The sequence below is a fragment of the Flavobacterium sp. AC267 genome (assembly GCF_979258715.1).
Genome location: NZ_OZ409875.1, coordinates 985,963 through 1,011,708, shown reverse-complemented (window position 1 = coordinate 1,011,708; position 25,746 = coordinate 985,963). Strand labels below are relative to the sequence as shown.

Sequence of the window (25,746 nt, the reverse complement as noted above, 5' to 3'; positions counted from 1 at the left end):
TTCGACTTTTGGCTTTCAGACTTATTATTATAATTACTACTTTTATAGGTTATAATTAAAACAGATTTACTTTGAAAACAACATCTGCTATATACCAGAAGCTGGAGGCTTTCATTAAGAAATATTATACCAACGAATTGATAAAAGGATTGCTTCTTTTTACTGGTTTTGGTTTATTGTATTTTTTATTTACGCTTTTTATAGAATACTTTCTTTGGTTGAAACCGCTAGGAAGAACATTTCTTTTCTGGATATTTATTGCAGTAGAAGTTTTCCTTTTAGTACGTTTAATTATTTTTCCGTTGTTTAAATTATTTAAACTTCAGAAAGGAATAGATTATACTCAGGCATCTAAAATTATTGGAAATCATTTTACAGAGGTAAGTGATAAACTGACTAACTTTTTACAATTGTCATCTGATAATAATGCTGAAAGTTCAGAATTGGTTTTGGCATCAATTGAACAAAAAGCCAATTCTTTGCGACCAATTCCTTTTGGAAATGCCATCAATTTTAAAGCCAATAAAAAGTATCTGCCTTTAGCTTTAGTTCCAATTTTACTTTTTGCAGTGTTTTATATTTCTGGAAATAGTAATATAATTTCTCAGAGTTTGAATAGAGTAGTGCATTTCAATTCCGCTTTTTTACCGCCGGCTCCATTTAAATTTGTAGTTCTGAATTCGAATTTACAAGCAGAGCAGAATAAAGATTTCGTTATCAAAATGGAATCGGTTGGGAATGTTGTTCCAGAGAATGTGATGATTCATATTGGTGACGAAAGTTATTTTATGGAATCTCCTCAAGCTGGAAAGTTTGAATTTAAAATAGAAAAACCAGTTGAAGATATTCGTTTTTCTTTCGAAGGAAATAAGGTAGTTTCTGAAGATTATGAATTGAAAGTGATCACCGTTCCATCTATTGCAAACTTCGAAATGGTTTTGAATTTTCCTTATTATCTAAAGAAAAAACAGGAAACAATTCAAGGTACAGGTAATGCAATTTTACCAGAAGGAACAACTGTAACATGGAGAATGAATACTAAATCTACTCAAGAAGTTATTTGGAAAAGAGATAATGAAGTTTTTAGATTTAATAAAGTAGAAAATGAGTTTAAATTAGCTAAAAATATTAGTCAAAATACAGAATATCAAATTCTTACGTCAAATAACAAGGTTAAAAACTACGAAAAACTAGATTATCAGCTGTCTGTTATCAAGGATCAGTTTCCAACGATCAATGTGGGTCCTGCACCAGATAGTTTGAAGCTAGATAAGAATTATATTCTAGGAAGATTGGGTGACGATTACGGACTTTCGAAACTTCAAATTGTATACTACGAACGTAACAAACCACAGTCTGCTAAACGTGGAAACATTCCTGTAAAGGCAGGAGTATTTGATCAGTTTGTTTTTAATTTTCCAAGTAATCTTCCAGTAGTGGAAGGAGTTTCATACGAATACTATTTTGAAGTTTTTGATAATGATGCTCCACATAATTTTAAAAGTACAAAGTCTTCTGTATTTTCAGATCGCGTTGCTACAACTGATGAAATTCAGGATCAGGAATTACAACAGCAAAATCAAAATATTAATAGTTTATCTAAATCTTTAAAGAACCAAAACAAGCAGATTTCAGAAATGGATAAGCTTCAAAATACAGGCAAAGAAAAAGATAATTTAGAGTTTAAAGATCAGCAGAAGATCAATGATTTTATCAAACGTCAGAAACAACAAGACGAAATGATGAAACAATTTTCTGAGAAAATGAATCAGAATTTAGATAAATTCAAGTCGGATAAAAAAGATAAAACGGCCGATGATTTACAAAAGCGTTTGGATAATGCTCAGAAAGATTTAGAAAAGAATCAAAAGTTATTAGATGAATTGAAGAACTTGAACGATAAATTAAATAGTGAAGAACTTTTTGATAAGATGGAAAAGTTCAAACAAATTAGTAAAAACCAATCTCGTAATTTAGAACAATTGGTAGAATTAACCAAGCGTTTTTACGTTTCAAAGAAAGCAGAACAAGTTGCCGAGAAACTAAATAAATTAGCAGATCAGCAAGAACAACTTTCAAACAAAGAGAAAGAAAACACAAAAGAGAAGCAGGATGAAATCAATAAATCTTTTGATAAAATTCAAGAAGATTTAAAGGATTTAAAAGAGGAAAATAAAACTTTAAAAGCACCATTAGATATTCCGTCTGATGCTTCTAAAGAAAAAGATGTTGACAATGATCTTCAAAAAGCAACTGAAGAATTGAGTAAAAAGAATACTTCTTCGGCTAAGCCAAAACAGAAAAGTGCTTCTAAGAAAATGAAAAGCATGGCTCAGGAAATGCAGAGCGAAATGGAAGGCGGAGAGCAGGAACAATTGGAAGAAGATGTAGCAATGCTTCGCCAGATTCTGGATAACCTTTTGGCATATTCTTTATCACAGGAAGATGTAATGAAACAGTTTAAATCTATGAAATTAGGTTCTTCTGCCTTTACAAAAAACATTAAAATTCAGCAGAATTTAAAACAACAGTTCAGACATGTTGATGATAGTTTGTTTGCGCTTTCACTTCGTAACCCTAAAGTAGCAGAAGATGTAACTAAGGAAATTGGAAACGTGCATTATAATATGGACAAGGCTTTAGAAACACTAACTGATGTTCAGATTCCAAGAGGTGTTTCACATCAACAATATGCTGTTTCATCTGCAAATAAGCTAGCCGATTTCTTAAGTGATTTATTGAATAATATGCAGATGTCTATGTCTAAACCGGGTACTGGAAAACCTAAACCAGGAGATGGACAAGGAATGCAATTGCCAGATATTATTCAGAAACAAAAAGGACTTGCTGATAAAATGAAAGAAGGAATGAAGTCTGGTCAAAAGCCTGGCGATAAACCTGGAGAAGGTCAAGATGGAAAATCTGGACAAGGGCAAAGTGGTCAAGGTAAAGAAGGGCAGGGAAAAGATGGACAAGGTAAAGGTGGTGATAAAGGTTCTTCTGGTAAAGATGGCAAAAGCGGAAAAGGAGAGAAGAATGGAAAAGAAGGTGAAGATGGAGAGGGAGATGCAGAAGCTATAATGGAAATATACAAAGAGCAAGTTAAGTTGCGTGAAGCTCTGCAAAAAGAATTAGCAAAGAAAGGTTTAGATTCTCAAGGTAAGTCTGTAATAGATCAGATGAAACAGTCTGAAAAACAGATTTTAAATAAGGGATTTAAAAATGAAAATTTACAACGCATCTTAAATATTCAGCAGGAGTTATGGAAATTAAACAATGCAGTTCAACAGCAAGGACAAGACACACAAAGACAATCTGAATCTAATAAAGCTGATTTCAACAACAGAACAAATGCATTGCCAAGTTCATTATTGGAATATTTAAACAGTGTAGAGATATTAAACAGACAATCACTACCTTTGCGCTCAAATTTTAATCAAAAAGTTCAAGAATACTTTAATACAAAATGATAAATTTTAATTACGAAACTGATTTTACATTAGGAGACGAGCAGGCTTTTAGCGACTGGCTTAGTGCTGTAATTGTTTCTGAAAACAAGAATGAGGGAGAGATCAATTATATATTTTGTGATGATGATTATCTTCATAAAATAAATGTGGAATATTTAGACCACGATACACTTACAGATATTATCAGTTTTGATTATACTGTTGGCAACGAGTTGAATGGCGATATTTTTGTATCTGTAGAACGTGTTGCAGATAACGCAAAAGACTTCAATGTTTCTTTTGCAGAAGAACTCAAAAGAGTTTTGTCTCATGGTATTCTTCATTACTGTGGATACAAAGATAAAACAGAAGATGATGCTCAATTAATGAGATCTAAAGAAGAAGAAAAAATGAAGATGTTTCACGTGGAACAGTAGATTAAATATCAAATTTAAAAATTTAAAATTCTTTTTGTTTCACGTGGAACACGGCTATATTTTAAATCTTTTTATAAACGTTTCACGTGGAACAATTAGATTTAAGATTTTCTGAATAGAATGTATTAAAGTGTTTCACGTGGAACATATAAAATAAGTTTTTAAGGGTTTTTAATTTTTAGCCGTTATGTATTTTTTTTATATGTTCCACGTGGAACAGATTTTTAAAAGTGAAATCAAGGTTTGAATTTGAATTTGAAATTTTTTAAATTTTTAAATTTTTAAATTTTTAAATTTTAAATATTGCGCTTTAGCGCCGTTCCACGTGGAACAAGTTTTTAAGTTGAGATCAGAATTTTAGATTTTATATTGGAATTTGAATATTGAAATTTAAGTATTGCGCGTAAGCGCCGTTCCACGTGGAACAAGAAAAATAAATTTAATTCTAAAACATCGCGTTAGCGATTTTTTTGGAGAATAATAAAACAAAATGTTTTTAGAAGAATACGATGTTATTGTGGTTGGTGCAGGCCATGCTGGTTCTGAAGTCGCGGCAGCTACCGCAAATTTAGGATCAAAAACTTTATTGGTTACAATGAGTTTGCAGAATATTGCACAAATGTCTTGTAATCCTGCCATGGGTGGAATTGCAAAAGGACAGATCGTTCGTGAAATTGATGCGCTTGGTGGATACTCTGGAATTGTTTCTGATAAAACAGCAATTCAGTTTAAGATGTTGAATAAATCGAAAGGACCTGCAATGTGGTCTCCGAGAGTTCAAAGTGACAGAATGCGTTTTGCTGAAGAATGGAGAATGATGTTGGAGGGAACTCCAAATTTGGATTTTTATCAGGAAATGGTAAAAGGTCTGATTATCGAGAACGGAAAGATAAAAGGAATTAGAACTTCACTTGGTGTGGAGATTCGTTCCAAATCTGTTGTTTTGACAAACGGAACTTTTTTGAACGGTTTAATTCATATAGGAGAAAAACAATTCGGCGGAGGAAGAGCAGGAGAAAGTGCTCGCAACCGGAATCACCGAAGATTTGATTAAAGCAGGTTTTGAAGCAGGAAGGATGAAAACGGGAACGCCGCCTCGAGTAGATGGACGTTCTTTAGATTATTCTAAAATGAACGAAGAAAAAGGAGACGCGAAGCCGTCTAAATTTTCTTATTCAGATATCACTGCTCCATTAACGCATCAACGTTCTTGCCACATGACATACACGTCTTTGGATGTTCATGATATTTTGAGAGAAGGTTTTGATCGTTCTCCAATGTTCAACGGAAGAATCAAAAGTTTAGGACCAAGATATTGTCCGTCGATTGAAGATAAAATAAATCGTTTTGCAGATAAAGAGCGTCATCAATTATTTGTAGAACCGGAAGGATGGAATACGTGTGAAGTTTATGTAAACGGATTTTCAACTTCACTTCCTGAAGATATTCAATTTAAAGCGCTTCGTTCTGTAGCAGGTTTTGAGAATGTAAAATTCTTTAGACCTGGTTATGCAATCGAATATGATTTCTTCCCACCAACACAATTGAAACATACTTTGGAAACAAAGTTGGTTGAAGGTTTATATTTTGCTGGACAAATTAATGGAACGACAGGATATGAAGAAGTGACTTCTCAAGGTTTGATGGCTGGAATAAATGCACATTTAAAAGTTCATGAAAAAGATCCTTTGATTTTAAAACGTGATGAAGCATATATTGGAGTTTTGATTGATGACTTGATTACGAAAGGAACGGAAGAACCGTATCGTATGTTTACGTCAAGAGCAGAGTATAGAACTTTGTCGCGCCAAGACAATGCCGATTTTAGATTAACGCCAATGTCGCATGAAATTGGTTTAGCTTCTGAGGATCGTCTTCGTAGAATGGAACGTAAACTAAACGAATCTGAAAAGATGGTTTCATTCTTTAAAGAAACAAGTGTCAGTATTGCGGAAACAAATCCAATTTTGGAAGCGAAAGAATCTGCACCAATAACGCAGGGAGATAAAATGTTTAAGATTTTTTCTCGTCCGCAAGTTGAATTGGAGGATATGGTGAAATTTGAAAAGGTATCATCATATATTCAAGAGAATGATTTGGATGAAGAAATTGTTGAACAGGCAGTAATCCAAGTTAAATATTCTGGTTATATCGAAAAAGAAAGAAATAATGCGGATAAACTAAATCGTTTGGAAGAAGTAAAAATCCCAGAAAATTTCGATTATAATAAAATTAAGTCAATGTCTATTGAAGCAAAACAAAAATTGAGCAAGATTCGTCCTGTTACAATTTCGCAAGCTTCTAGAATCAGCGGAGTGTCACCAAGTGATATTTCCGTTCTTTTGATTTACATGGGAAGATAAAGAGTATACAGGCGCAGTTTTAGAGGGCAGTTTTACTGCGACTGAAAATTGCGACTTTAAACTAAATTGTTCCACGTGAAACTATTTATGATTTTACAGTATTTTTAAGAAGAGAAAATCTAAATCTAAAATATTTTTTGTTCCACGTGAAACCTTTAATTAAAAAAGTGGACTGTAAACAATAAAGGTTGTGGAAGAAGATGATCTTTTGAAATAAAAACATTGTGCAAATGAGAAATAATCAATATCTAGTTCAATTTTTGATGAAACAATTCAGGAATTCGAATCGTACGTAAGTGCGATAAAAGATTAAAAGTCACTTATTGATTAATTCTGAAATGAAATTCAAGTTGGCATATGCTTTTTTCGTGAGTTGAAATTTCGATTGTAATTATGTTGAATTTTAAAATTGAAGGAAGAGGTTAGGAATTATTTTCATTAGAAGAAATTAAAAACAATTATTTCCTAAACCGATAGGTTGTAGATCACGAAATGATATCAAGAAAAAATGGAGACGAATGTAAACTCCATTGCAGTTTTATGTTTAAATGAATATCTGTTTAGAAAGATAAAAAGAATTGAAAAATTAAAAAGTTAATGCAGTTAAATAAACTGGACAAAAAACAAATAAAGATAAAATCCTAAAAATGAAAAATTTTCGTTTTTAGGATTTGCTATAAATTAAACCCAAATATCTAGAATTAAAAAATGGACGTTTTAAATAAAAAACACTTTCTTACAGTAAAAGACCATTCTGTTTCAAAAGAAATTTTTGATTTGTATTATGATGAAGAATTAGATATGCTGATTACTTCACCACAGCCAGAACTTCATAATCTGGGAAAATATTACGAAAGCGAAGATTACATTTCACATACAGACAACAAACGTTCGTTATTTGAAAAAGCCTATCATTTTGTAAAAAATATTGCGCTTCAAAATAAATTAAACCTGATTAATGCTCAACAACCTCAAAAAGGAAAAATTCTAGACATTGGTGCCGGAACTGGGGATTTTTTGTTGACAGCAAAAAATAACGGCTGGGAAACAATTGGAGTAGAACCAAGCGAAAGAGCAAAAAATATTGCACAGCAAAAAGGGATTTCTTTTGTGGAAGATACAAGCTTTTTAGAAAATAATTCCTTAGACGTGATTACCATGTGGCACGTCTTGGAACACGTTCCAAATTTAGAACTTCAGATCCAAGAATTAAAGCGATTGTTAAAGCCAACTGGAACATTAATTATTGCGGTTCCAAATTTCAAATCGTTTGATGCAAATCATTATCAAACTTTTTGGGCCGCTTATGATGTGCCGATTCACTTTTGGCATTTTTCTAAAAAATCGATTCAGTCGCTTTTTGAAAAGGTAGATATGAAATTAGAAAAAATACTTCCAATGAAATTTGATTCGTTTTATGTGAGCCTTTTATCAGAGAAATACAAAACAGGAAAAATGAATTATATCAAAGCTTTTTTCATTGGTTTAAAGTCAAATTTGAAAGCAAATAAAACAAACGAATTTTCATCGCACATTTACGTGTTGAAAAATAAATAAGATAAAAAATCTAAAATAAGCTATTTTGCCCGAAAAGGATAATATGGCTTTTTTTGGTTAAAAGCAATTCTAGAAAGATCAATTTAATTGTAATAGTGTCGGTTTATTGTTATTATTTTTTCTATAAATAAAAACAATATCATAAAATTTGCGCATTTTTTAAACTTTATGCTGATGCTATTGATTTTTTTATATTTTTGTCTTTAATACTTAAAAAAAATAGAATTAAAAAAAATGAAAAAAGCATTAGTTATTATCGCACTTTCAGTTTTCGCAGTTTCTTGTAACAAAACAGCAGAGGTAAAGGAAGTAAAAACAGCTTACGTGGATACTTCGGTTTTGATGAAAGAGTACACTGAAGCAAAAGATTTAGAGGCAAAATACAAAGCTCAAGCGGAAGAAAAAGGAAGACAATTACAAGCTGAAATTTCACGTTTTAAACAAGACGTCGCTAATTTTCAAAGTCAAGCACAGGCAAATGGTCAAGCTTGGGCGCAAGAAAGAGGAGCTGAATTGCAAAAGAGAGAGCAACAATTAGGTTATGCTCAACAACAATTAGCACAGCAATTACAACAAGAAAGTGGTGTAGAAATGGATTCTCTTGTTAGCGGTGTTAAAAAATTCATCAAAGATTACGGAAAGAAAAACGGTTACTCTTACATCTACGGAACTGGAGATGCTCGCAACAGTTTTGTATGCTGAAGATAAATATGATATCACAAAAGCGATTATCAAAGAATTAAACGATAAGTATAAAGCAGAGCCTAAAACAGATGCAAAACCAGCAACTGAAACTAAAGAAGGCGAAGCAAAAAAATAAAAAAATAAAAAACTACCAAACTAACTAAATTACTGAAAACCTAAATCCACTGCGATTTAGGTTTTTTCTTTTTATAAAAATGCGGTAATTTTCTTTTTTAATACAAGCCCAATGCAAAACGTTTCAGAAGCATGACTTACACCTTGCAATTCATTAATCAGACTCAAAAATCCATATTCCTGACGGGTAAAGCAGGAACAGGAAAAACTACGCTTTTGCGCGAAATCATAGCTACGACTCACAAAAACACAGTAGTCGTAGCGCCAACTGGAATTGCCGCTTTAAATGCTGGCGGCGTAACGATTCATTCTATGTTTCAGCTTCCTTTTTCGGCATTTATCCCGTCTTACGAAGGGAGTGCACAATTTACAGAAACAGTGAAGTTTGAAAATAAAGAATCACTTCGACGTCATTTCAAAATGAACAACGTCAAGCGAAATGTGATTCGCAATATGGAACTGCTGATTATTGATGAAGTAAGTATGCTTCGTGGGGATTTGCTGGATGCGGTCGATTTCATGATGCAGTCTGTCCGCAGAAACAGCCAGGCTTTCGGGGGCGTGCAGGTTCTGTTTATTGGAGATTTACTGCAATTGCCTCCCGTAATTCGAGATGAAGAGTGGCGTACTTTGAGAAATTACTACAAAGGGAAATTCTTTTTTCATTCTCATGTCTTGCAACTCAACCCGCCTATTTATATTGAATTGTCTAAAATCTACAGACAAACGGATGACACTTTTATTTCGGTTTTGAATAATCTGCGTAATAATCAGATCACACCACAGGACATTGCTGTTCTAAATCAATACGTTAAGCCTGATTTCGATTTCAAAGAGAATAAAGGCTACATAACGCTTACAACGCATAATGCTAAAGCGGATTCAATTAACTATCAGTCAATCAATGATTTAGACGGAAAAGAATATTTGTATACACCTTTTGTAGTTGGCGATTTCCCTGAAAAGATATTTCCTGTAGAAGAAGAATTGAAATTGAAGATTGGCGCTCAGATCATGTTCGTTAAGAATGACTTATCATTTGAGAAGAGATATTTCAACGGAAAAATGGGTGTAATCAAATCTCTTTCTGATGAAGAAATTTTTGTTCATTTTCCGGAGGAGAATATTACACTCGAAGTAGAGAAGTACGAATGGAAAAATATCCGCTACAAAGTCAATGAACAAACTAAAGAAATCGAAGAAGAGGTTTTGGGAACCTTCGCACATTATCCAATCAAATTGGCTTGGGCGATTACGGTGCATAAAAGTCAGGGTTTAACTTTTGACAAAGTCGCGCTCGATGTATCGCAAGTTTTTCTGCCTGGACAGGCGTATGTAGCACTTTCGCGTTTACGTTCGTTAAACGGTCTTATTTTGCTTTCTCCGATGCAGATGAATGGCATTTCCAACGACCAAGATGTAATGGATTATGCTTTGAATAAAGCGACTGAAGAAGTTTTAAAAAACTCTCTTCATTTTGAAACCAAGAATTTTATTCATAACTATTTGGTAAACAGTTTCAATTGGACCGAATTGGCGCAAGAATGGCGAAACCATCGTTTTAGTTATAACGAAAATGCGGCCGGTTCAGAAAAATCGAAACATTCCGCTTGGGCGCATAAACGTTTGGAAATAATCGAACAGCTTTTAGAGCCTTCGCTGAAATTTATCATTCAGCTGAATAAAATTTTCAATAAAGAAACTGTCGATTTATTTTTTGTGAAAGAAAGAGTAGAGGCGACCTACGATTATTTTTTCAAACCAATGGATAAATTGGTCGATGATTTAATTTATAAAATGGCTGAAATACAGAAATTTAAAAAAGTAAAAGAGTTTTATGAAGAGCTTAATTTTTTAGAAGATCTGCAGACAAAAGCGGTTTTGCGTTTACTAAAAGCAAAGTTACTGCTTGAAGTTGTAGTTTCTGGTGAGGCAATTTCTAAAGAAAAATTATCGTCGCCATTAATTAGAAATTATAAAACCAACAAAGCAGAAAGGATTCGAGAAGAGCTTAAAATAACAAATACAGACATTTTTAGAACAGAAGAACCCGTTGTTCGGTACAAAGCGACTAAAGCGGAGAAAAGTGAGCTTAAAACGGCTAAAAAAACCACAGTTGAAGAAACGCACGATTTATGGCTGGAGAAAAATTCTGTCGAAGATATCGCAAGAATGCGTAAATTGAATGTTCAAACTATTGAAGGACATTTGATAAGACTTATTCAAGCAAAGAAAATTGATATTAACGAAGTTTTGCCGTATGATAAAATTTTGGCTTTGCGAGAAGCATTTCAATTTTATCAGGAAGAATCTCTAAGCGGTTTGAAAGAAAAACATGGAGATGAATTTACCTGGGATGAATTAAAAATGTTCAAAGCCAGTATAAATTAATTTTTGAACGTCCCACGTGAAACATCATTTTCGTTTTTCAAAAAATTGATTCCTAACGCATTAAATTATTTTGGATATGAAAATAGTTCGATTTTTTTTAGTTTTTTTGATCTTTTGCAGTTTCAGTATGAAGGCTCAAGATCTGAAACCAGAATATCAAAAAATGATTTCGAAATTTATTTTGGAAGTAAAAAATGGCAATAAAACGGCAGTTTCAAATCGCGTAAAATTTCCGTTAAAGAGAGAGGTTCCAATTCCTGCGGTAAAAAATAAAGCAGATTTTGTAAAGAGATACAATCAAATTTTTGATGCAGTTTTAATTGAAAAAATTACCAAATCGAATCCCGCAAAAGATTGGTCAGAAATGGGCTGGCGCGGCATAATGCTCAATCAAGGCGATTTGTGGATTGATACCGATGGAAAAATTACGGCAGTAAATTACCAGTCAAAAGCAGAAGAAAAATTAAAAAATTCGCTGATAGCTTCGGAGAAAAAAGTGTAAACGGCGCAATTTCAGATTTTAAAGAACCTGTTGCGATTCTTGAAACTTCAAAGTTCAGAATTAGAATTGATGATTTGGGAAATGATAAATTTCGATATGCATCTTGGTCGATCAAAAAGAAAATGACCGATACTCCAGATTTAATAATAGAGAACGGTATTTTTTATGCCGACGGTACAGGTGGAAATCATCACTACGAATTTAAGAAAGGTGATTTTCGATATGAATGCCACTTTATCGTTTTGGGCGAAAAAAATTCGGCGCCTGCGGCGTTAATTATATATCAAGCGGGGAAAAAAATTCTTTCTCAAAATGCGAAGATTGTTTCACGATAAACACACTAAAAAAACCTAATTCAGAACGAATTAGGCTTTTTTTATTAAATAGCTGACATCACTTTTTCAAGCTCTTTTTCCTGAGTAATTTGAGTCAATTTCAGTTTCTGGATATTGACATCATTTTCCTTTGTCTTAATTTTTTGTTTTTGAATCTCTTCATCAGAAACAACAGTGGTTGTTATTTTGTTTTCGATTTTTTGGTTTGCAAGTTCAAGTTTGCTGATTTTTTCCTTGGTTGCTTTTAAATTGTTTTCAGATTTAGAAAGATTTTTCTTTTTGGTTTCCCATTCTTTCTGTTCTTTTTTCAACTGCTCAATTTTATCATCCAATATTTTATGATTTTCTTTTAGCAGTTTTTGAGTTTGAGCATCCGCATTTTTCAACTCCAATTCCTGTGCGTTATTGGTTTGAATCTGCTGTGCAAAAAAAGACTGTGAATTAAGTAATAACAAGATTACTAGTGTTTTGAAGATTTTATCCATTTTGTTTAAATTTAATGGAACGAATTTATTCGAAGTGATCCTCAAAGATTACCAGTGAAATTTTTTAAAATAACAGAATAGGACAAAAAAAATCCCGTTCGAAAGAACAGGATTTTGAAGTTTTATAAGTTTTCGACCAGAATCCAAGCTTGTGGATTTTCGCCTTTTTGGATTTCTTTTTGAGCTTGTTCAGCCTCTCTCATTGTTGAATAACTTCCGTACAAAACAGGGAATAAGCCGTGTTTGTTTTCTTTCAGCATTCTAGCATTAAAACCATCTTTGATTAATTGGTTATAAGCTTTTTTTGCATTTTGTTCACTTCTAAAAGCACCAGCCATAATATGATACGGCATTGTTGGTTCAGCAATTTCAACTTTCGCAGAATCTACAGAAAGCGTTACTGCCGGAAGAGGGCTTTTGATAAAAAACGTAGCTTCTTGAATTTTGTTTTCTACTTTTTTCTGAACTGATTTTTCTACCAAAAGTGTTTGATTATCAATTTGGTTTTGGTACAAAGGATAACCAATACTTCCTGTAATTCCAAGTCCTAAAACTAGAATTGCGGCGTATCTTAAAAACGGATTTGAAGATTTAGTTTGTTCTTCATTTTCATATAATAAAACAGCTTCTTTTTCTTTCGTCGCGATCTTTTCGATTTTTTTCTCGAAAGCTTCTTTTTTCACCATCGGAGAAACAAACGGACTTAATCCAAAAGAAGTTGACAAATAATTAGTCTGATCGTTTGGTGTGAAAATGATATTGCTTTCAGAGTTCAAGCGTAATTCTCCAATATTTTTTAAAAGGATTACTTCATTTTCTTCTAAAGTTTTTTTCCAGTTCAAAACCTCAAACGCAATAGCGCTAACAGCAAAACCATAAGATGTTTTTTCTGCCTGAGCGATATGATTTGCAAGTAAACCGTCGTTGTTTTTCAAACGGCTGTTGAATGAAATGGTTTTTTTTGGAGGAAAAAACGAATTAGTGCTTTCATTTAGTCGCGCCGAATGAATTTCTGTTAAAAATGCACCAAACCCTGGAACCGTTACACACTGATAACGATACAATAACTGCGAGATATATACTTCGATTTTCATAGTAACAAAGTTATGCATCGCTTATAGTTATCAAAATTTTATTCACAATTTTTATTAACAATTCGGAATTATTTTTAGACAATTCGTTTTCAAATATTTAGCTCAATGTTTGTGCTGATTTATAAATTCGAATTCATTTTAATTATAAATATTATTAAGAAATTACTTTGTTTTAATGATCTTTGTGCTTCAAAAAAAGTAAAATAGTTTTTTCTATTTTACATAATGTTTTATAAAATGACAGATCAAGAATTATTTTATTTGCTGGCTTTGTTAAAGGTTGATGGAGTGGGAGATATAATGGGAAAAAAACTGCTCACTTCTTTTGGAAATGCTCAGGCTATATTTACGGCAAAAAATAATCAATTGGTCGCGGTTGATGGTATTGGAACGGTCTTATTAAAAAATTTAAAAGATAAAAGCATTTTTGAAAAGGCAGAACGAGAACTAGAATTTATAAAAAAGAATGATATTCAGATTTCTTTTTTTCAGGATGAAACGTACCCGGAAAGACTTAAGCATTGTATTGATGCGCCAATTTTAATATTTACAGCTGGAAATATCGATTTTAAAAGCAAGAAAATAATTAGTATTGTGGGAACGCGTCAGATAACATCTTATGGTGCGGAATTCTGCCGTAAACTAATCGAAGATCTTGCTCCCTTAGATCCTGTAATTGTAAGCGGATTTGCCTATGGAGTTGATATAGTCGCACATCAAGCCGCGATGGATCATAACCTGCAGACTATTGGAGTTTTGGCGCATGGTTTAAATCAGATTTATCCAAGAACGCATAAAAAATATATGGCGCGGATGGAGGAGAATGGCGGTTTTATAACGGAATTTTGGAGTGATTCGAATCCAGATAAAGAGAAATTCGTGCGGCGAAACCGAATCGTGGCCGGCATGACAGAAGCAACAATTGTCATTGAATCTGCAGATAAAGGAGGTTCACTGATAACAGCCAATATGGCAAACGAATATAACCGAGATGTATTTGCAGTGCCTGGACGAATTACCGATAAATACAGTCAAGGCTGTAATAATTTGATTAAGACTCAGAAAGCAAATGTATTAACAGACGCGACCGATTTGGTTTATATGCTGAATTGGGATATTAAAGAAAAACCTAAAAGCATTCAGAAACAGCTTTTTATCGAATTGGATGTTGATGAACAAAAAATCTATGATTTTCTTCTAAAAAATGGAAAGGAATTACTGGATACAATAGCGGTTAAATGTGATTTTCCAATTTACAAAATGTCTGGAATTCTCATAAATATGGAACTCAAAGGCATTATTAGGTCACTTCCTGGAAAACTTTTTGAGGTAATTTAACGCAGAAAATCTGTCACTATTTATTTTTAAAATGTTTGTATAATTTGTACAGAATAAAAATGAGCAGTAGTCCAAAAATGATATTCAGAATCGGGAACAAGTACGGAGGAGCATCATAGTTTTCAATATATTTATTCATCTTTTTTATTGTTTTAAAAGATTAATAAACATGAAGTTACAAAAAATATGATTCATAAAAAAACGTTGAAAGGTTTTGATACCATTTCAACGTTTTTTATTTATTAAATCTTTTGGGATTTACACTTATTTACCAAATCCTAAAACTTCTCGAACTTTTGCTAAAACACCATCAGCTATAACAGAAGCTTTTGCGGCACCTTTTTTCAATAGCGCATCTACCTCTTCAAGGTTGTTGATGTAGTAATTGTATTTCTCTCTTTCAGTTTTAAATCTTTCTGTAATCAATTCAAACAAAGCTTGTTTGGCGTGGCCATAACCATAATTTCCGCCTAAATAATTTGCTCTCATTTCGGCAATCTGCGCTTCATTTCCTAGCAGAGAATAAATAGCAAATGCGTTGCAGGTATCAGGATTTTTTGGATCTTCAAGAGGTGTGCTGTCCGTTTCAATACTCATTACTTGTTTGCGTAATGCTTTGTCATCCAAGAAAATATTGATAATATTATTGGCAGATTTACTCATTTTACCTCCGTTTGTTCCAGGAATCAGCATAATGTTTTCTTGAATTTTTGCTTCAGGAATTACAAACGTTTCACCCATTTGGTGGTTGAAACGAGAAGCAACATCACGGGTAATTTCTAAATGCTTGCAGACTGATCTTTTCCAACGGGAACAAATTCAGCGTCATACAATAAAATATCTGCGACCATTAACATTGGGTAAGTAAAAAGTCCAGCGTTTACGTCGTCTAAACGATCGGCCTTATCTTTAAAAGAATGTGCTAAAGTCAATCTTTGGAACGGAAAAAAGCGACTCAAATACCAAGTCAATTCTGTAGTCTGCACCACATCCGATTGTCTGTAAAACGTTACTTTTTCAGGATTCAAACCACATGCCAGCCAAGCCGCTGACCGTGCTGTAGGTGTTTTCTCTTAAAGTTTTTCCGTCTTTAATCTGAGTAATCGAATGCAAATCAGCAATAAACAAATAAGATTCGTTCGCCGGATTATTTGATAATTCGATCGCTGGAATAATTGCTCCTAATAAATTTCCTAAATGCGGTGTTCCTGTACTTTGAACACCCGTAAGTATTTTTGCCATTCTAGATTTTTTCTTAATTGCAAATGTCGTGATGTTTTTTTTAACCGCAAAGTGTGCAAAGGTTTATCGCAATGTTTTGTTTTTTTGTGAGTCATTTTAACGCAGAGCACGCAAAGGGTTTTCGCAAAGGAAAGAAGTTTTATTTCTTTGAGGTTGCTTTGCAATAAGTTCACTAAGCTTTGTCTTCTATAAAGTAATCTTATAAAAAATCTTTCACTTGAATTATAAGAAAATATTTATAATTTTGATTTTTTTAGATTATGACAGAAAACGAAATATCAAATATTGTAATTGGATTAGCTATTGAAATTCATAAAAAACTTGGACCGGGTTTATTAGAGAATGTGTATAAAGAATGTTTATTTTATAAAATTAAACAACGCGGACTTCTTGTTGAGAAAGAGAAATCTTTGCCATTAGTTTTTGAAGAAGTTAAGCTGGATTGTGGGTACCGCATTGATTTGCTTGTGGAAAACAAATTTCTAATCGAGATAAAAAGTGTAGAATCGCTTACCGTTAATCATTTGGCACAAACATTAACCTATTTGAAATGAGGAAATTTTAAACTTGGCTTATTGATAAATTTCAATGAAAGTCTTTTAAAAAATGGTATTAGAAGAGTTGTAAATAATTTATAAATAAAGCTTTGCGAACTTATTGCCAAGCAATCTCTAAAAGAAATAAAACTTCTTTCCTTTGCGAAAATCCTTTGCGCGCTCTGCGTTAAAAAGTAATAAACTTAGGAAAATGAAAATCTTTATAAAATTCACTTCTCTTTTCTTACTTTTGAAACTATGAAAATATTTAAAATTGCTTTTTGGGTTTTATGGCGTATTTGGTTTTACATTTTAATGGCCATTCCGATTTTGATTATCTTGCCGTTTTTACTGATTTCGATTATCTCAGAGAAAGGTTATCCATATTTCTTTAAAATGGCTCGTATTTGGGCAAAATTTATTCTTTATGGAATGGGGTTTTACTACACCGTAAAACGCGAGCAGAAGCTCATTAAAGGTAAAAGTTATATGATTGTGGCCAATCACACCTCAATGACAGATATTATGCTGATGCTGGCTTTAATTAAGAATCCGTTTGTTTTTGTTGGAAAGAAAGAATTGGTGAAGATTCCACTTTTCGGATTTTTCTATAAAAGAACCTGTATTTTGGTGGACAGAAGTTCTTCAAGAAGTAAGAATGAAGTTTTCAAAAGAGCTCAAAGCCGATTAAATCAAGGTCTGAGTATTTGTATTTTTCCAGAAGGCGGTGTTCCTGATGACGAAAGTATTTTATTAGACGAATTTAAAGACGGTGCTTTTAGACTTGCAATAGATCACCAGATTCCGATTGTTCCAATAGTTTTTGCCGATAACAAACAGCGCTTTTCGTATACTTTTTTAAGCGGAAGTCCCGGCAGAATGCGCGTTCGAGTTCTGCCTTTTATAGAAACACAAAATTTGACGATTGATAACAGGAAAGAACTTAAAGATCAGGTTAGAAATGTAATTTATAACGGATTAATTGATTTTCAGAAATCAAAAAAATAAAAATAAAAGCCGATAGATCTAAAAATCTATCGGCTTTTGTTTTGAATTAAAAACCCCCATTTTTTATTCAAAAGTTATCTGTGAATTATCTTCTCTGAAATAAAACGTAATACTTTTCTAAATTTCAATTTGGTTTTTCTTCGGTTTTTATTGTACAACAATTCCATTTTTTCTTTCATGGTCAAAAATATTAATGGTTGATAATAAAGAGCTTATAATAATAACTCAAGTTAACGTCACATTATTATAGATGCGACGAAATAAAAAAGGTTGCGTCGAATCCGAAAAAAAAGTAAAAAAAGTTTGATAAAAAATCCGTTAGCATGAAAAACTAACGGATTTCTGTTCAAATAACCAACCAATGTAAATTTAAAAGCCTCAAATTGATATATGGCCTATCAATTTGGCAACCCTGCTTTTTTTAATAGATGTACTTTTGTCAAAAAGGTTGCGTGAAATTTTATTTTTATTTCGAAATAAAAAAAATCCCGATAGATTTTGTTTCTATCGGGATTTAAATAAGTCTTTTTTGACTTTATATTAGATTAAGCATTTGCCAAATCTTTAATATGTTGTTTGATTTTAACTTCCAGTTCGTCAGCAAGTTCTGGATTATCTTTAATTAAAGATTTTACAGCATCACGGCCTTGACCTAATTTTGTGTCACCATAGCTGAACCAAGATCCTGCTTTTTTAACGATATCAAATTCTACAGCTAAATCTAAAATTTCACCTGTTTTAGAAACTCCCTCTCCATACATAATGTCAAATTCTGCAGTTCTAAAAGGCGGTGCAACTTTATTTTTAACGATTTTCACTTTAGTTCTGTTACCAATTACGTTTTCTCCATCTTTAATTTGAGCAGAACGACGAATATCTAAACGTACAGAAGCATAGAATTTTAATGCGTTACCTCCAGTTGTAGTTTCAGGATTTCCGAACATTACACCAATTTTTTCACGAAGCTGGTTGATAAAGAAAACAGTACAATTTGTTTTGCTGATAGTTCCAGTAAGTTTTCTCAAAGCCTGAGACATTAAACGTGCATGAAGACCCATTTTAGAATCTCCCATTTCACCTTCAATTTCACTTTTTGGAGTTAACGCCGCAACAGAGTCAATTACCACAATATCAATTGCTCCAGAACGAATTAAGTTTTCGGCAATTTCTAAAGCTTGTTCTCCATTGTCTGGCTGAGAGATAATTAAATTCTCGATATCAACGCCTAATTTTTCAGCATAATTTCTATCAAAAGCATGTTCCGCATCGATAAAGGCGACAATACCTCCAGCTTTTTGAGCTTCTGCAATTGCGTGAAGCGTCAAAGTAGTTTTTCCAGAAGATTCTGGACCGTATATTTCAATAATTCTTCCTTTTGGATAACCATTTACTCCAAGAGCTAAATCAACGCCAAGTGAACCTGAAGAAATCGTTTCTACCTCCACAATGGCTTTGTCGCCCATTTTCATTACGGTTCCTTTTCCGTAGGTTTTATCAAGTTTGTCAAGCGTAAGCTGTAATGCTTTTAATTTGGCTTCTTTGTCTGAACTCATCTTTTTAAATGTCTAAATTGTTATTTTTTCTTTCAACAAAATCAAAAAAAAGTAAATAACTTCCTGATTTTTATTTAAGAGGCTTATAATTTTGGTAAAAATACTTCTTTTTTTTGAAGTTTCACTGCTCGCAAATTGTTCCAAATTGTCACAAATTGTACTACAAAAATAAAGCCTTTAACTCTGTAGCGTCAGATGGTTTTATTTTTCCAGCCAGTAGTAAACTCAATTGTTTACGGCGAAGTGCGGCTTCAAAACGTTGAATTTCTAGATCGGTTTCTGGTACAATAGGCGGCACTTCAACAGGTCTTCCGCTGTCGTCCACTGCAACAAAAGTATAAATAGCTTCGTTGGCTTTGGTTTTGCTTCCAGATTCACGGTCTTCTACCCAAACATCAATAAAAACTTCCATAGAACTTTTAAAAGATCTAGAAACCTTTGCTTCTATTGTTACTACGGCTCCAAGGGGAATGGCTCTGTTAAAAGCTACGTGATTTACAGAAGCGGTAACTACAATTCGGCGTGAATGTCTGCGCGCCGCAATACTTGCCGCACGGTCCATTCGGGCTAATAATTCGCCGCCAAATAAATTGTTTAAAGGATTTGTTTCGCTCGGTAAAACTAAATCAGTTAAAATAGTTAATGAGTCTGAAGGATGTTTTGGATTCATTTTTTTAATGTAAAATTTATTTTTGCCATAGATTGAACTGATTAAGGATTAAGAAAACCGGTGAAATCTGTGGCTAACGTTTTTTAAAATTGCAGGTTGTTTTAATTCAACCAGTATACAGCTATTACAGCCGGTATAAAATATATAACGATGGTTCTCGCGCCATCATAATCTTTGGCAAGTCTTTGCCCGAAAAGCATCATTAACAAACAGATGCATGAAAAAATTGCTCCGTAAAAACCAAATTCTCTTCCTTTCGATGTTAATAATTGAATTCCTCCAACAACACATAAAATTCCTGAAATTAATTCTAAAATCAGTAAGTGTAAAAGAGCAAGCGGGACTTGATTTTTTAGCGGTGTTTTAGCAAAATGTTCTTTCAGCCAAGCGACATTATCTTTCCAATAAAAAATTTTTTCGTAACCTGATTGTAAAAAAGTTAAAGCCAAAAAAGCTAAAATTAAAATTGAGGCAACATTATTCATTTGATATTTATTTTTTATGAATTAAACGAGTTAATTTAATCGATAAATCGGTTAGAATTATTTTTGCATTTCCGTTTCTTTCAATATGATACATAGCGTCTGAAAGTTCTTTGAATATTTCATGAATGTTATTTCCGTTTACAAACGGCGCAAAATTCTCCAATTTAAATTTATCCACTTTTGGTTCAATGTAAACCAAACTCGGTGCCTGATAATTTAACATTAAAGCCTGCCTGAACATTTCGATACAATACTGGATAAATTTTTTCTGGCTTTCGCGTCCGAGCGCCGCGATTTGCTCACTCCAGGAAATCAAATCCTGAATTGCGTACGCATTTCCTTTTGCCCTAAAAGCGACTCGAACCCAATTGACAAACCATTGTTCAAACGGAAGTTCATCATCATCTTGTTTTAATAAATGCAAAGCTTTGCTAAAATTTCCCTGCGCCTGATGAGCAATTTTTTTAGCGGTGTTGGGATCTATATTTTCTTGGGCAACCAAAGCTTCGGCTATTACTTTTTCTGGAAGTCCGTTAAAGTGAATTACCTGACAGCGAGAGCGTATGGTTTGAATAATATCTTCTTCATTTTCAGAAATCAGAATAAACATGGTTTTATCTGAAGGTTCTTCTAAAAGTTTTAAAAGTTTATTTGATGTCGCGATATTCATTTTATCTGCCATCCAGATAATCATGATTTTATAACCGCCTTCGTATGATTTCAGCGCAAGCGATTTTAAAACTTCCTGTGCATCCTCGACACGAATTTCTCCCTGTTTGTTTTGAACACCCAGAATTTTATACCAATCGAATAAACCGCCATATGGCATTTCCTGAATAAAACTACGCCAGTCTTGGATAAAATCTAAACTTTTGGGTTTTGTCCTAACATCTTCGGTCGTAACAGTTGGATAAATAAAATGCAGATCGGGATGCGAAATGTTGTCAAACTTCAGATTACAGGAATCGTTTCCGTTTGAGTTTTCATCGCCTGTATTACTGCATAAAATGTACTGGGCATAGGCAATGGCAGTGATTAATGTACCGCTTCCTTCTGGACCAATGAATAATTGCGCATGAGGAATTCTACCAGAAGCGACACTTTTTATCAAGTGGCTTTTGATGTAATCTTGACCTAAAATTTGAGAAAATTGCATGGAGCAAAGATAGAAGAAAATGATGTAGTCAAAAATTTTACAGATAAGATTATTTTGAGGTCTTAATTTTAAAATTGTATCGAGATTTTTTGTATTTTATTAAGGCTCACTTTCGACATAATTTTGTTAATAAATGACTCAACCTGAGCAGATATGAAGATTTTTTTGTTAATATTTTTTTTCAAAAATCGATAAACGTAAGTTTTTTTTTATTATTTAAAAGAAGGAATTTGACTGGTTTATAGCGATTATCTTACTGTTTTGGTTTTAACAATTTTAACATAAAGCGCGTTAAAACGCACATTTTCTCGACATAACACTGGTTTTTAAGGTTTTTTTAAGGTTTTTTTTTGAAAAATTATTGTATTAAAGTTGGAGTTTAAGTTAATTTATATATTTTTGTTTTTATCAACAACCAATTATAAATAAGAATATATGAAAGGGAAAATTACTCTGCTAAGTGCACTTTTTATCTTAACTACTGCGACCGTTTCGGCACAAGCTAAGAATGCGCCAAGAAGTATTATTAGTACAACTGCTCTTATTCGTAAATACCATGATCAAAAAGAATTAAGTGGTATGCAAAAAGGGGAACTTTTAGAATTATACATCGAACGTATTAAAGTTCTTGTAAAAACTCTTCCTTACATTGCTTTGGTTACAAAACCTGGAGTTACTATGGCCGACCTTGGTATTCCAGACGATTCTGAACACAAAAAAGTATTAGATAATCAGGCTACAGGTACATCAACATTTTTGGATACAACTGTTGAGTTTCAAAGAAAAATGATGCCTTACTCTGATAAAGGAAATCTAATTGTCGCAATCTTGTTTTACGAAAGTACATTGAAATCATTACACGAGTTCAACGATTTGAACGAAATGTAATAAAAGACTATTTTTTTTAAAACCTTTTTCGAAGTGTTTGCGTAGATGGATAAAATCTATATTGAACATTCTTGAGAAACAAAATAAAAAAAACTCATTCTCGAGGGTTCTGATAATTTCGGAAAACTCGAGAGGAGTTTTTTCATTTACGCATACCCAAATTTATTATTAACCGTAATACCCCCCTTATCATGAAAAAAATTACTCAATTAATCTGCGTTCTTTTGACAGTTACGAGTATGAGTGCTCAACAAGAGAAAGGAATTATGGGCTACAACAATTGGTTGAACAACTGGACCGAGTTTAAGCCTAACAAAGTGGACTATGGAGAAGCAAACCAAATTTTAGCAGGAAATATTTCTGTTAATACTAAATTGCTGAAAAGAAATATCTACGTTTTGCAAGGAAACGTATATGTTACAAACAATGCTGTTTTAACTATTGAACCAGGAACTTTAATTATTGGTGATTTCGAAACAAAAGGAACATTGGTAGTTACAAAAGGTGCACAAATTGTTGCAGACGGTTTAGAAACAGATCCAATTGTATTTACTTCAAACAGAAGCTTGAAAAAAGCTGGAGACTGGGGTGGAGTAGTAATCCTAGGAGATGCTCCAATTAATAAATTTGGAAACGTAGGTTCTTACAACCTGGATCTTGACCCAACACTTACAACTTATGGTGGTGATAATGCGGCTTCTAACTCTGGAGTTTTAAGATTCGTTAGAATCGAATTCGCTGGTAAAAAAGTAAAAGGTTTAGATACTTTCAACGGTTTAACTGTTGCTGGTGTTGGTAACAAAACAGTTATTGACAATGTAATGGTAAGCTACTCTGGAGGTGACTCATTTGCTTTCTTTGGTGGTGATGTTAATGCTTCTAAATTAGTTTCTTATAAATCTATCAACGACGACTTCAAATTTACTCAAGGTATTCAATGTCGTTTATTTAACTCATTGGCAGTAAGATCTTCTTACTTATCAAGTAACAAAGATGGATCTCGTTGTATGGAGGTGAAATCTTATGAGAAAAAGAACGAAACTGACTTTACAAAAAAACAAACTCTTGTAGTCGCTACGAACATTACAATGCTTAACGACAGTGAGAACATCAAAGCTGATATTCAGGCTGGTTTAGTAAAAGAAGCTGTATATGTTGCAGAAGGCGCTTCTCTTGAAATGAAGCGTAGTGTAATTTCTGGATTCAATCCAGCTGTTTTACTAGACAGTAAAATAGAGATCAATGATGCTAATCTTAAAAAAATCAAAATTGAAGAAATGTATTTAAACCTATGTAATGGAAACATCTTTACAGAATACAATTCTAATAATGAAGATTTAGAAAGCTGGTATGGAAACAGTGTGTTTTTCAATGTTATGTCACAAAGTGATAACAAAGAAACATTCATTGATATTTACAATCCTAAAAAACCAGATTTCAGATTACAATTAGGAAAAATCACGGCTTCAAGCGGCAATAGATAAATAGATTTCGATTTTTATTTCCACGCGTAAATTTTATTAATAAAGTCCCCAGACACAATTTATGTATCGTCTTACCGGACCCAAATAAAGATCAAAACATAATGGTATCTACGAAAAAATATTTTTTATATATAATATTTTTGGTTTCGCCTATTTCGTTAACTCTATATGCACAGAATACAGCAGAAAAACCTACAAAGGTCGCTGGTTCTGCGTGCACATTAACTTTAGGTAATGTAAACCAAAACAATACAAATGCTTGCAATTAAAAACGGCATTAATCAGTTTATAGTAGGGATGTCCAACCCCAAGGACAGCCTTACTATAGCAACTGAACCAAATACTGTATCAAACGATTGTCAAGACAATTCAACACTTACGTCAACTTCAATTCTTGCAAAAGATATTATTGAAAACTACAAGTATGATTTTTCAGAAACATTCATAGATATTTTGTTTTTTGAGCGTATAGACTTAGCCAGAACACGCACTATATGATTCAAAAAATTACTTTATCTTTTACCAAATTTTTACTTTTATTTAGCATTTTCTTTTTTGCTAAATCAAGTGGTTATGCTCAAAAAATAACACCAGAAATTCTAAATTTTGATAGAATTTGTGCTGGTGTTACGAGCCAGATCTATGATGCAACATTTCTTCATACAGGTTTTGCGAGCAGGGACGACATTTGAAGTAGAGTTATCCGATAAAGATGGAAGTTTTACGACTCCAATTAAATTAACTGGAGTTACTAAAGACGATGCACCAGACAGAAAAACAATTACTTTCACAGTACCGCAGAATATTATCGGATCGGACATTTATAAACTAAGAGTTAGAAGTTCTACAGGAGTTGTCAGTACTAATTTTTTCTCATCAACTCAAAAGAACTCTTTTCCTATTTATTATAAAATACACGACAAACAGTACACCATTAATAATTTTAACGGAAGCGCTTCTTTTTGTTCTGGAGGTAGTTTTGTGCTATCTATAGACCCAGATTCCACGACTCCACAAAATGATTCTCCTTTAAAATATTCTTCATTATCCTATAATTGGTATAGGGATAATGGAACAAGTGTACCACCTACTTTACTGGCTGGTAATTCTACATCTAGTTATACCGTTACAACACCAGGAACTTATTATGTAGAAACCAATTATGGCGACTGTACTTCGTTATCCTATTCAAATCGTGTTACTGTAACAACATCTGAATCAGGTTCGGGAGTAACAATAAATTCAAGTTTAGGAAATCCTTTTTGTGCCAGTGGTGCAGGAACTGTCTTAACAGCTACTTCAGGAAACAGTTACGTTTGGAAAAAAGATGGAACTGCAATTACAGGAGCAACTAATCGTACGTATTCTACAAACGAATCTGGAGTTTATACTGTAGAAGTTGATTTTGGAGGATGTAAAGCAACAGGAAGTATAAATCTTCAAAGCAATGGTTTCGACGCCAGTATTGATGCTGAAGATGGATATAAATTAAGTGAAGGTGAAACGATTAATGTAACCGTTACTACCGATGCATCTGCGACTTCTTACGAATGGTATTTAAATAATAATATAATTTCAGGAGAAACAGGAAATTCGTTAGTGATATCCGTAAAAGGTAATTATAAAGTAATAATTTCTCAAGCGTCTGGTCGCGTTGCAACAAAAGAATTTGCATTTAGAATCAATGGAGATTCAGGACCATCAAGTGTTATTCCAAATATTATTCGATTAAGCGGAATGAATCCATATTGGAATATTCCTGATGAATACAAAAATGCAGAGACTAAAGTAATTATCATAAGTTCAAACGGAGATAAAGTTTTGGACGTTGTGAATTATCAAGGCGATTGGCCTCAAAACAATGTAGATTTTAAAAATGTAAATCCCGTTTATTACTATGTCATTCAATCCGACACAGGTGAAAAAAAAGGATCAATAACAGTGCTAAAATAAT

Annotated in this window: 20 protein-coding genes and 4 pseudogenes; 17 read left to right on the top strand and 7 right to left on the bottom strand. The window is 33.0% G+C overall.

The features are described 5' to 3' along the window. Window positions 1-71: 71 nt before the first annotated feature. The 8 genes and pseudogenes from ACZZ95_RS05320 (at window position 72) to ACZZ95_RS05285 (ending at window position 11,853) form a co-directional block, all read left to right on the top strand. Window positions 72-3,470 carry a coiled-coil domain-containing protein gene (locus tag ACZZ95_RS05320; RefSeq protein WP_463468300.1) on the top strand — a complete coding sequence of 1,133 codons (3,399 nt, stop codon included), beginning with the start codon at window positions 72-74 and terminating at the stop codon, window positions 3,468-3,470. After that, window positions 3,467-3,886 carry an rRNA maturation RNase YbeY gene (gene ybeY, locus ACZZ95_RS05315; protein ID WP_463468299.1) on the top strand — a complete coding sequence of 140 codons (420 nt, stop codon included), beginning with the start codon at window positions 3,467-3,469 and terminating at the stop codon, window positions 3,884-3,886. The genes ACZZ95_RS05320 and ybeY overlap by 4 nt, the downstream gene beginning before the upstream one ends. A 490-nt stretch (window positions 3,887-4,376) precedes the next feature. Then, window positions 4,377-6,249: pseudogene (mnmG, locus tag ACZZ95_RS05310) on the top strand (tRNA uridine-5-carboxymethylaminomethyl(34) synthesis enzyme MnmG). Window positions 6,250-6,957: 708 nt separating this feature from the next. Beyond that, window positions 6,958-7,806, top strand: a complete 849-nt coding sequence (locus tag ACZZ95_RS05305; RefSeq protein WP_463468298.1) for a class I SAM-dependent methyltransferase — start codon at window positions 6,958-6,960, stop codon at window positions 7,804-7,806. Between the two features lie 234 nt (window positions 7,807-8,040). Next, window positions 8,041-8,626: pseudogene (locus ACZZ95_RS05300) on the top strand (OmpH/Skp family outer membrane protein). A gap of 111 nt (window positions 8,627-8,737) precedes the next feature. Further along, window positions 8,738-11,016, top strand: a pseudogene (locus tag ACZZ95_RS05295) (helix-turn-helix domain-containing protein). Between the two features lie 127 nt (window positions 11,017-11,143). After that, window positions 11,144-11,518, top strand: coding sequence for a hypothetical protein (locus tag ACZZ95_RS05290; protein ID WP_463468297.1), 375 nt, complete (start codon window positions 11,144-11,146; stop codon window positions 11,516-11,518). Between the two features lie 74 nt (window positions 11,519-11,592). After that, complete coding sequence (locus ACZZ95_RS05285) at window positions 11,593-11,853, top strand: hypothetical protein (RefSeq protein ID WP_463468296.1); 261 nt, start codon at window positions 11,593-11,595, stop codon at window positions 11,851-11,853. 44 nt (window positions 11,854-11,897) lie between these two features. Here ACZZ95_RS05285 and ACZZ95_RS05280 read toward each other — a convergent pair whose 3' ends face one another. Then, window positions 11,898-12,338: a hypothetical protein gene (locus ACZZ95_RS05280; RefSeq protein WP_463468295.1), complete on the bottom strand. Its 441-nt coding sequence runs from the start codon at window positions 12,336-12,338 to the stop codon at window positions 11,898-11,900. Window positions 12,339-12,460: 122 nt separating this feature from the next. Then, complete coding sequence (locus ACZZ95_RS05275; RefSeq protein ID WP_463468294.1) at window positions 12,461-13,432, bottom strand: HU domain-containing protein; 972 nt, start codon at window positions 13,430-13,432, stop codon at window positions 12,461-12,463. Between the two features lie 237 nt (window positions 13,433-13,669). Between ACZZ95_RS05275 and dprA the strand changes: the two genes are divergently transcribed. After that, window positions 13,670-14,770: a DNA-processing protein DprA gene (gene dprA / locus ACZZ95_RS05270; protein ID WP_463468293.1), complete on the top strand. Its 1,101-nt coding sequence runs from the start codon at window positions 13,670-13,672 to the stop codon at window positions 14,768-14,770. Window positions 14,771-15,034: 264 nt separating this feature from the next. Here the strand turns inward: dprA and trpS are convergent. Next, window positions 15,035-16,012, bottom strand: a pseudogene (trpS, locus tag ACZZ95_RS05265) (tryptophan--tRNA ligase). Window positions 16,013-16,272: 260 nt separating this feature from the next. On the opposite strand from trpS, the gene ACZZ95_RS05260 reads away from it, so the two are divergent. Next, entirely contained in the window at window positions 16,273-16,566 is a 294-nt protein-coding gene (locus ACZZ95_RS05260; protein ID WP_463468292.1) for a GxxExxY protein, read from the top strand. Window positions 16,567-16,806: 240 nt separating this feature from the next. Continuing rightward, complete coding sequence (locus tag ACZZ95_RS05255) at window positions 16,807-17,556, top strand: lysophospholipid acyltransferase family protein (protein ID WP_463468291.1); 750 nt, start codon at window positions 16,807-16,809, stop codon at window positions 17,554-17,556. A 545-nt stretch (window positions 17,557-18,101) separates the two neighbouring features. Here ACZZ95_RS05255 and recA read toward each other — a convergent pair. The 4 genes from recA to ACZZ95_RS05235 all read right to left on the bottom strand — a co-directional run bounded on the left by recA (window position 18,102) and on the right by ACZZ95_RS05235 (window position 21,420). Further along, window positions 18,102-19,109: a recombinase RecA gene (gene recA, locus ACZZ95_RS05250; RefSeq protein ID WP_463468290.1), complete on the bottom strand. Its 1,008-nt coding sequence runs from the start codon at window positions 19,107-19,109 to the stop codon at window positions 18,102-18,104. A 160-nt stretch (window positions 19,110-19,269) separates the two neighbouring features. After that, on the bottom strand, window positions 19,270-19,779 hold the full coding sequence (locus ACZZ95_RS05245; RefSeq protein ID WP_095952872.1) for an acyl-CoA thioesterase: 510 nt from the start codon (window positions 19,777-19,779) through the stop codon (window positions 19,270-19,272). Window positions 19,780-19,880: 101 nt separating this feature from the next. Next, a complete protein-coding gene (locus tag ACZZ95_RS05240) occupies window positions 19,881-20,264 on the bottom strand; it encodes a DoxX family protein (protein WP_463468289.1) in 384 nt (127 codons plus the stop codon). Between the two features lie 7 nt (window positions 20,265-20,271). Next, window positions 20,272-21,420 carry a DNA polymerase III subunit gene (locus tag ACZZ95_RS05235; RefSeq protein WP_463468288.1) on the bottom strand — a complete coding sequence of 383 codons (1,149 nt, stop codon included), beginning with the start codon at window positions 21,418-21,420 and terminating at the stop codon, window positions 20,272-20,274. A gap of 435 nt (window positions 21,421-21,855) precedes the next feature. On the opposite strand from ACZZ95_RS05235, the gene ACZZ95_RS05230 reads away from it, so the two are divergent. The 6 genes from ACZZ95_RS05230 (at window position 21,856) to ACZZ95_RS05205 (ending at window position 25,745) form a co-directional block, all read left to right on the top strand. Further along, window positions 21,856-22,308 (top strand): hypothetical protein, encoded by a 453-nt coding sequence (locus ACZZ95_RS05230; protein WP_463468287.1) that lies wholly within the window; start codon window positions 21,856-21,858, stop codon window positions 22,306-22,308. Between the two features lie 191 nt (window positions 22,309-22,499). Then, entirely contained in the window at window positions 22,500-23,792 is a 1,293-nt protein-coding gene (locus ACZZ95_RS05225; RefSeq protein ID WP_463468286.1) for a hypothetical protein, read from the top strand. A gap of 101 nt (window positions 23,793-23,893) precedes the next feature. Then, window positions 23,894-24,061, top strand: coding sequence for a hypothetical protein (locus ACZZ95_RS05220; protein WP_463468285.1), 168 nt, complete (start codon window positions 23,894-23,896; stop codon window positions 24,059-24,061). Beyond that, entirely contained in the window at window positions 24,048-24,290 is a 243-nt protein-coding gene (locus ACZZ95_RS05215; protein WP_463468284.1) for a hypothetical protein, read from the top strand. Before ACZZ95_RS05220 ends, ACZZ95_RS05215 begins: the two co-directional genes overlap by 14 nt. Then, complete coding sequence (locus ACZZ95_RS05210) at window positions 24,287-24,484, top strand: hypothetical protein (protein ID WP_463468283.1); 198 nt, start codon at window positions 24,287-24,289, stop codon at window positions 24,482-24,484. Before ACZZ95_RS05215 ends, ACZZ95_RS05210 begins: the two co-directional genes overlap by 4 nt. Further along, on the top strand, window positions 24,462-25,745 hold the full coding sequence (locus tag ACZZ95_RS05205) for a gliding motility protein SprC (protein WP_463468282.1): 1,284 nt from the start codon (window positions 24,462-24,464) through the stop codon (window positions 25,743-25,745). The genes ACZZ95_RS05210 and ACZZ95_RS05205 overlap by 23 nt, the downstream gene beginning before the upstream one ends. Window position 25,746 lies beyond the last annotated feature (1 nt).

Coding starts and splice junctions, on each gene's coding strand:
- ACZZ95_RS05245 (WP_095952872.1), bottom strand. CDS start 19,779: ATGAATCCAAAACATCCTTCAGACTCATTAACTATTTTAACTGATTTA.
- ACZZ95_RS05275 (WP_463468294.1), bottom strand. CDS start 13,432: ATGAAAATCGAAGTATATATCTCGCAGTTATTGTATCGTTATCAGTGT.
- ybeY (WP_463468299.1), top strand. CDS start 3,467: ATGATAAATTTTAATTACGAAACTGATTTTACATTAGGAGACGAGCAG.
- dprA (WP_463468293.1), top strand. CDS start 13,670: ATGACAGATCAAGAATTATTTTATTTGCTGGCTTTGTTAAAGGTTGAT.
- ACZZ95_RS05290 (WP_463468297.1), top strand. CDS start 11,144: ATGAAGGCTCAAGATCTGAAACCAGAATATCAAAAAATGATTTCGAAA.
- ACZZ95_RS05225 (WP_463468286.1), top strand. CDS start 22,500: ATGAAAAAAATTACTCAATTAATCTGCGTTCTTTTGACAGTTACGAGT.
- ACZZ95_RS05255 (WP_463468291.1), top strand. CDS start 16,807: ATGAAAATATTTAAAATTGCTTTTTGGGTTTTATGGCGTATTTGGTTT.
- ACZZ95_RS05280 (WP_463468295.1), bottom strand. CDS start 12,338: ATGGATAAAATCTTCAAAACACTAGTAATCTTGTTATTACTTAATTCA.
- ACZZ95_RS05230 (WP_463468287.1), top strand. CDS start 21,856: ATGAAAGGGAAAATTACTCTGCTAAGTGCACTTTTTATCTTAACTACT.
- ACZZ95_RS05240 (WP_463468289.1), bottom strand. CDS start 20,264: ATGAATAATGTTGCCTCAATTTTAATTTTAGCTTTTTTGGCTTTAACT.
- ACZZ95_RS05215 (WP_463468284.1), top strand. CDS start 24,048: ATGCTTGCAATTAAAAACGGCATTAATCAGTTTATAGTAGGGATGTCC.
- ACZZ95_RS05305 (WP_463468298.1), top strand. CDS start 6,958: ATGGACGTTTTAAATAAAAAACACTTTCTTACAGTAAAAGACCATTCT.
- ACZZ95_RS05235 (WP_463468288.1), bottom strand. CDS start 21,420: ATGCAATTTTCTCAAATTTTAGGTCAAGATTACATCAAAAGCCACTTG.
- ACZZ95_RS05260 (WP_463468292.1), top strand. CDS start 16,273: ATGACAGAAAACGAAATATCAAATATTGTAATTGGATTAGCTATTGAA.
- ACZZ95_RS05220 (WP_463468285.1), top strand. CDS start 23,894: ATGGTATCTACGAAAAAATATTTTTTATATATAATATTTTTGGTTTCG.
- recA (WP_463468290.1), bottom strand. CDS start 19,109: ATGAGTTCAGACAAAGAAGCCAAATTAAAAGCATTACAGCTTACGCTT.
- ACZZ95_RS05210 (WP_463468283.1), top strand. CDS start 24,287: ATGATTCAAAAAATTACTTTATCTTTTACCAAATTTTTACTTTTATTT.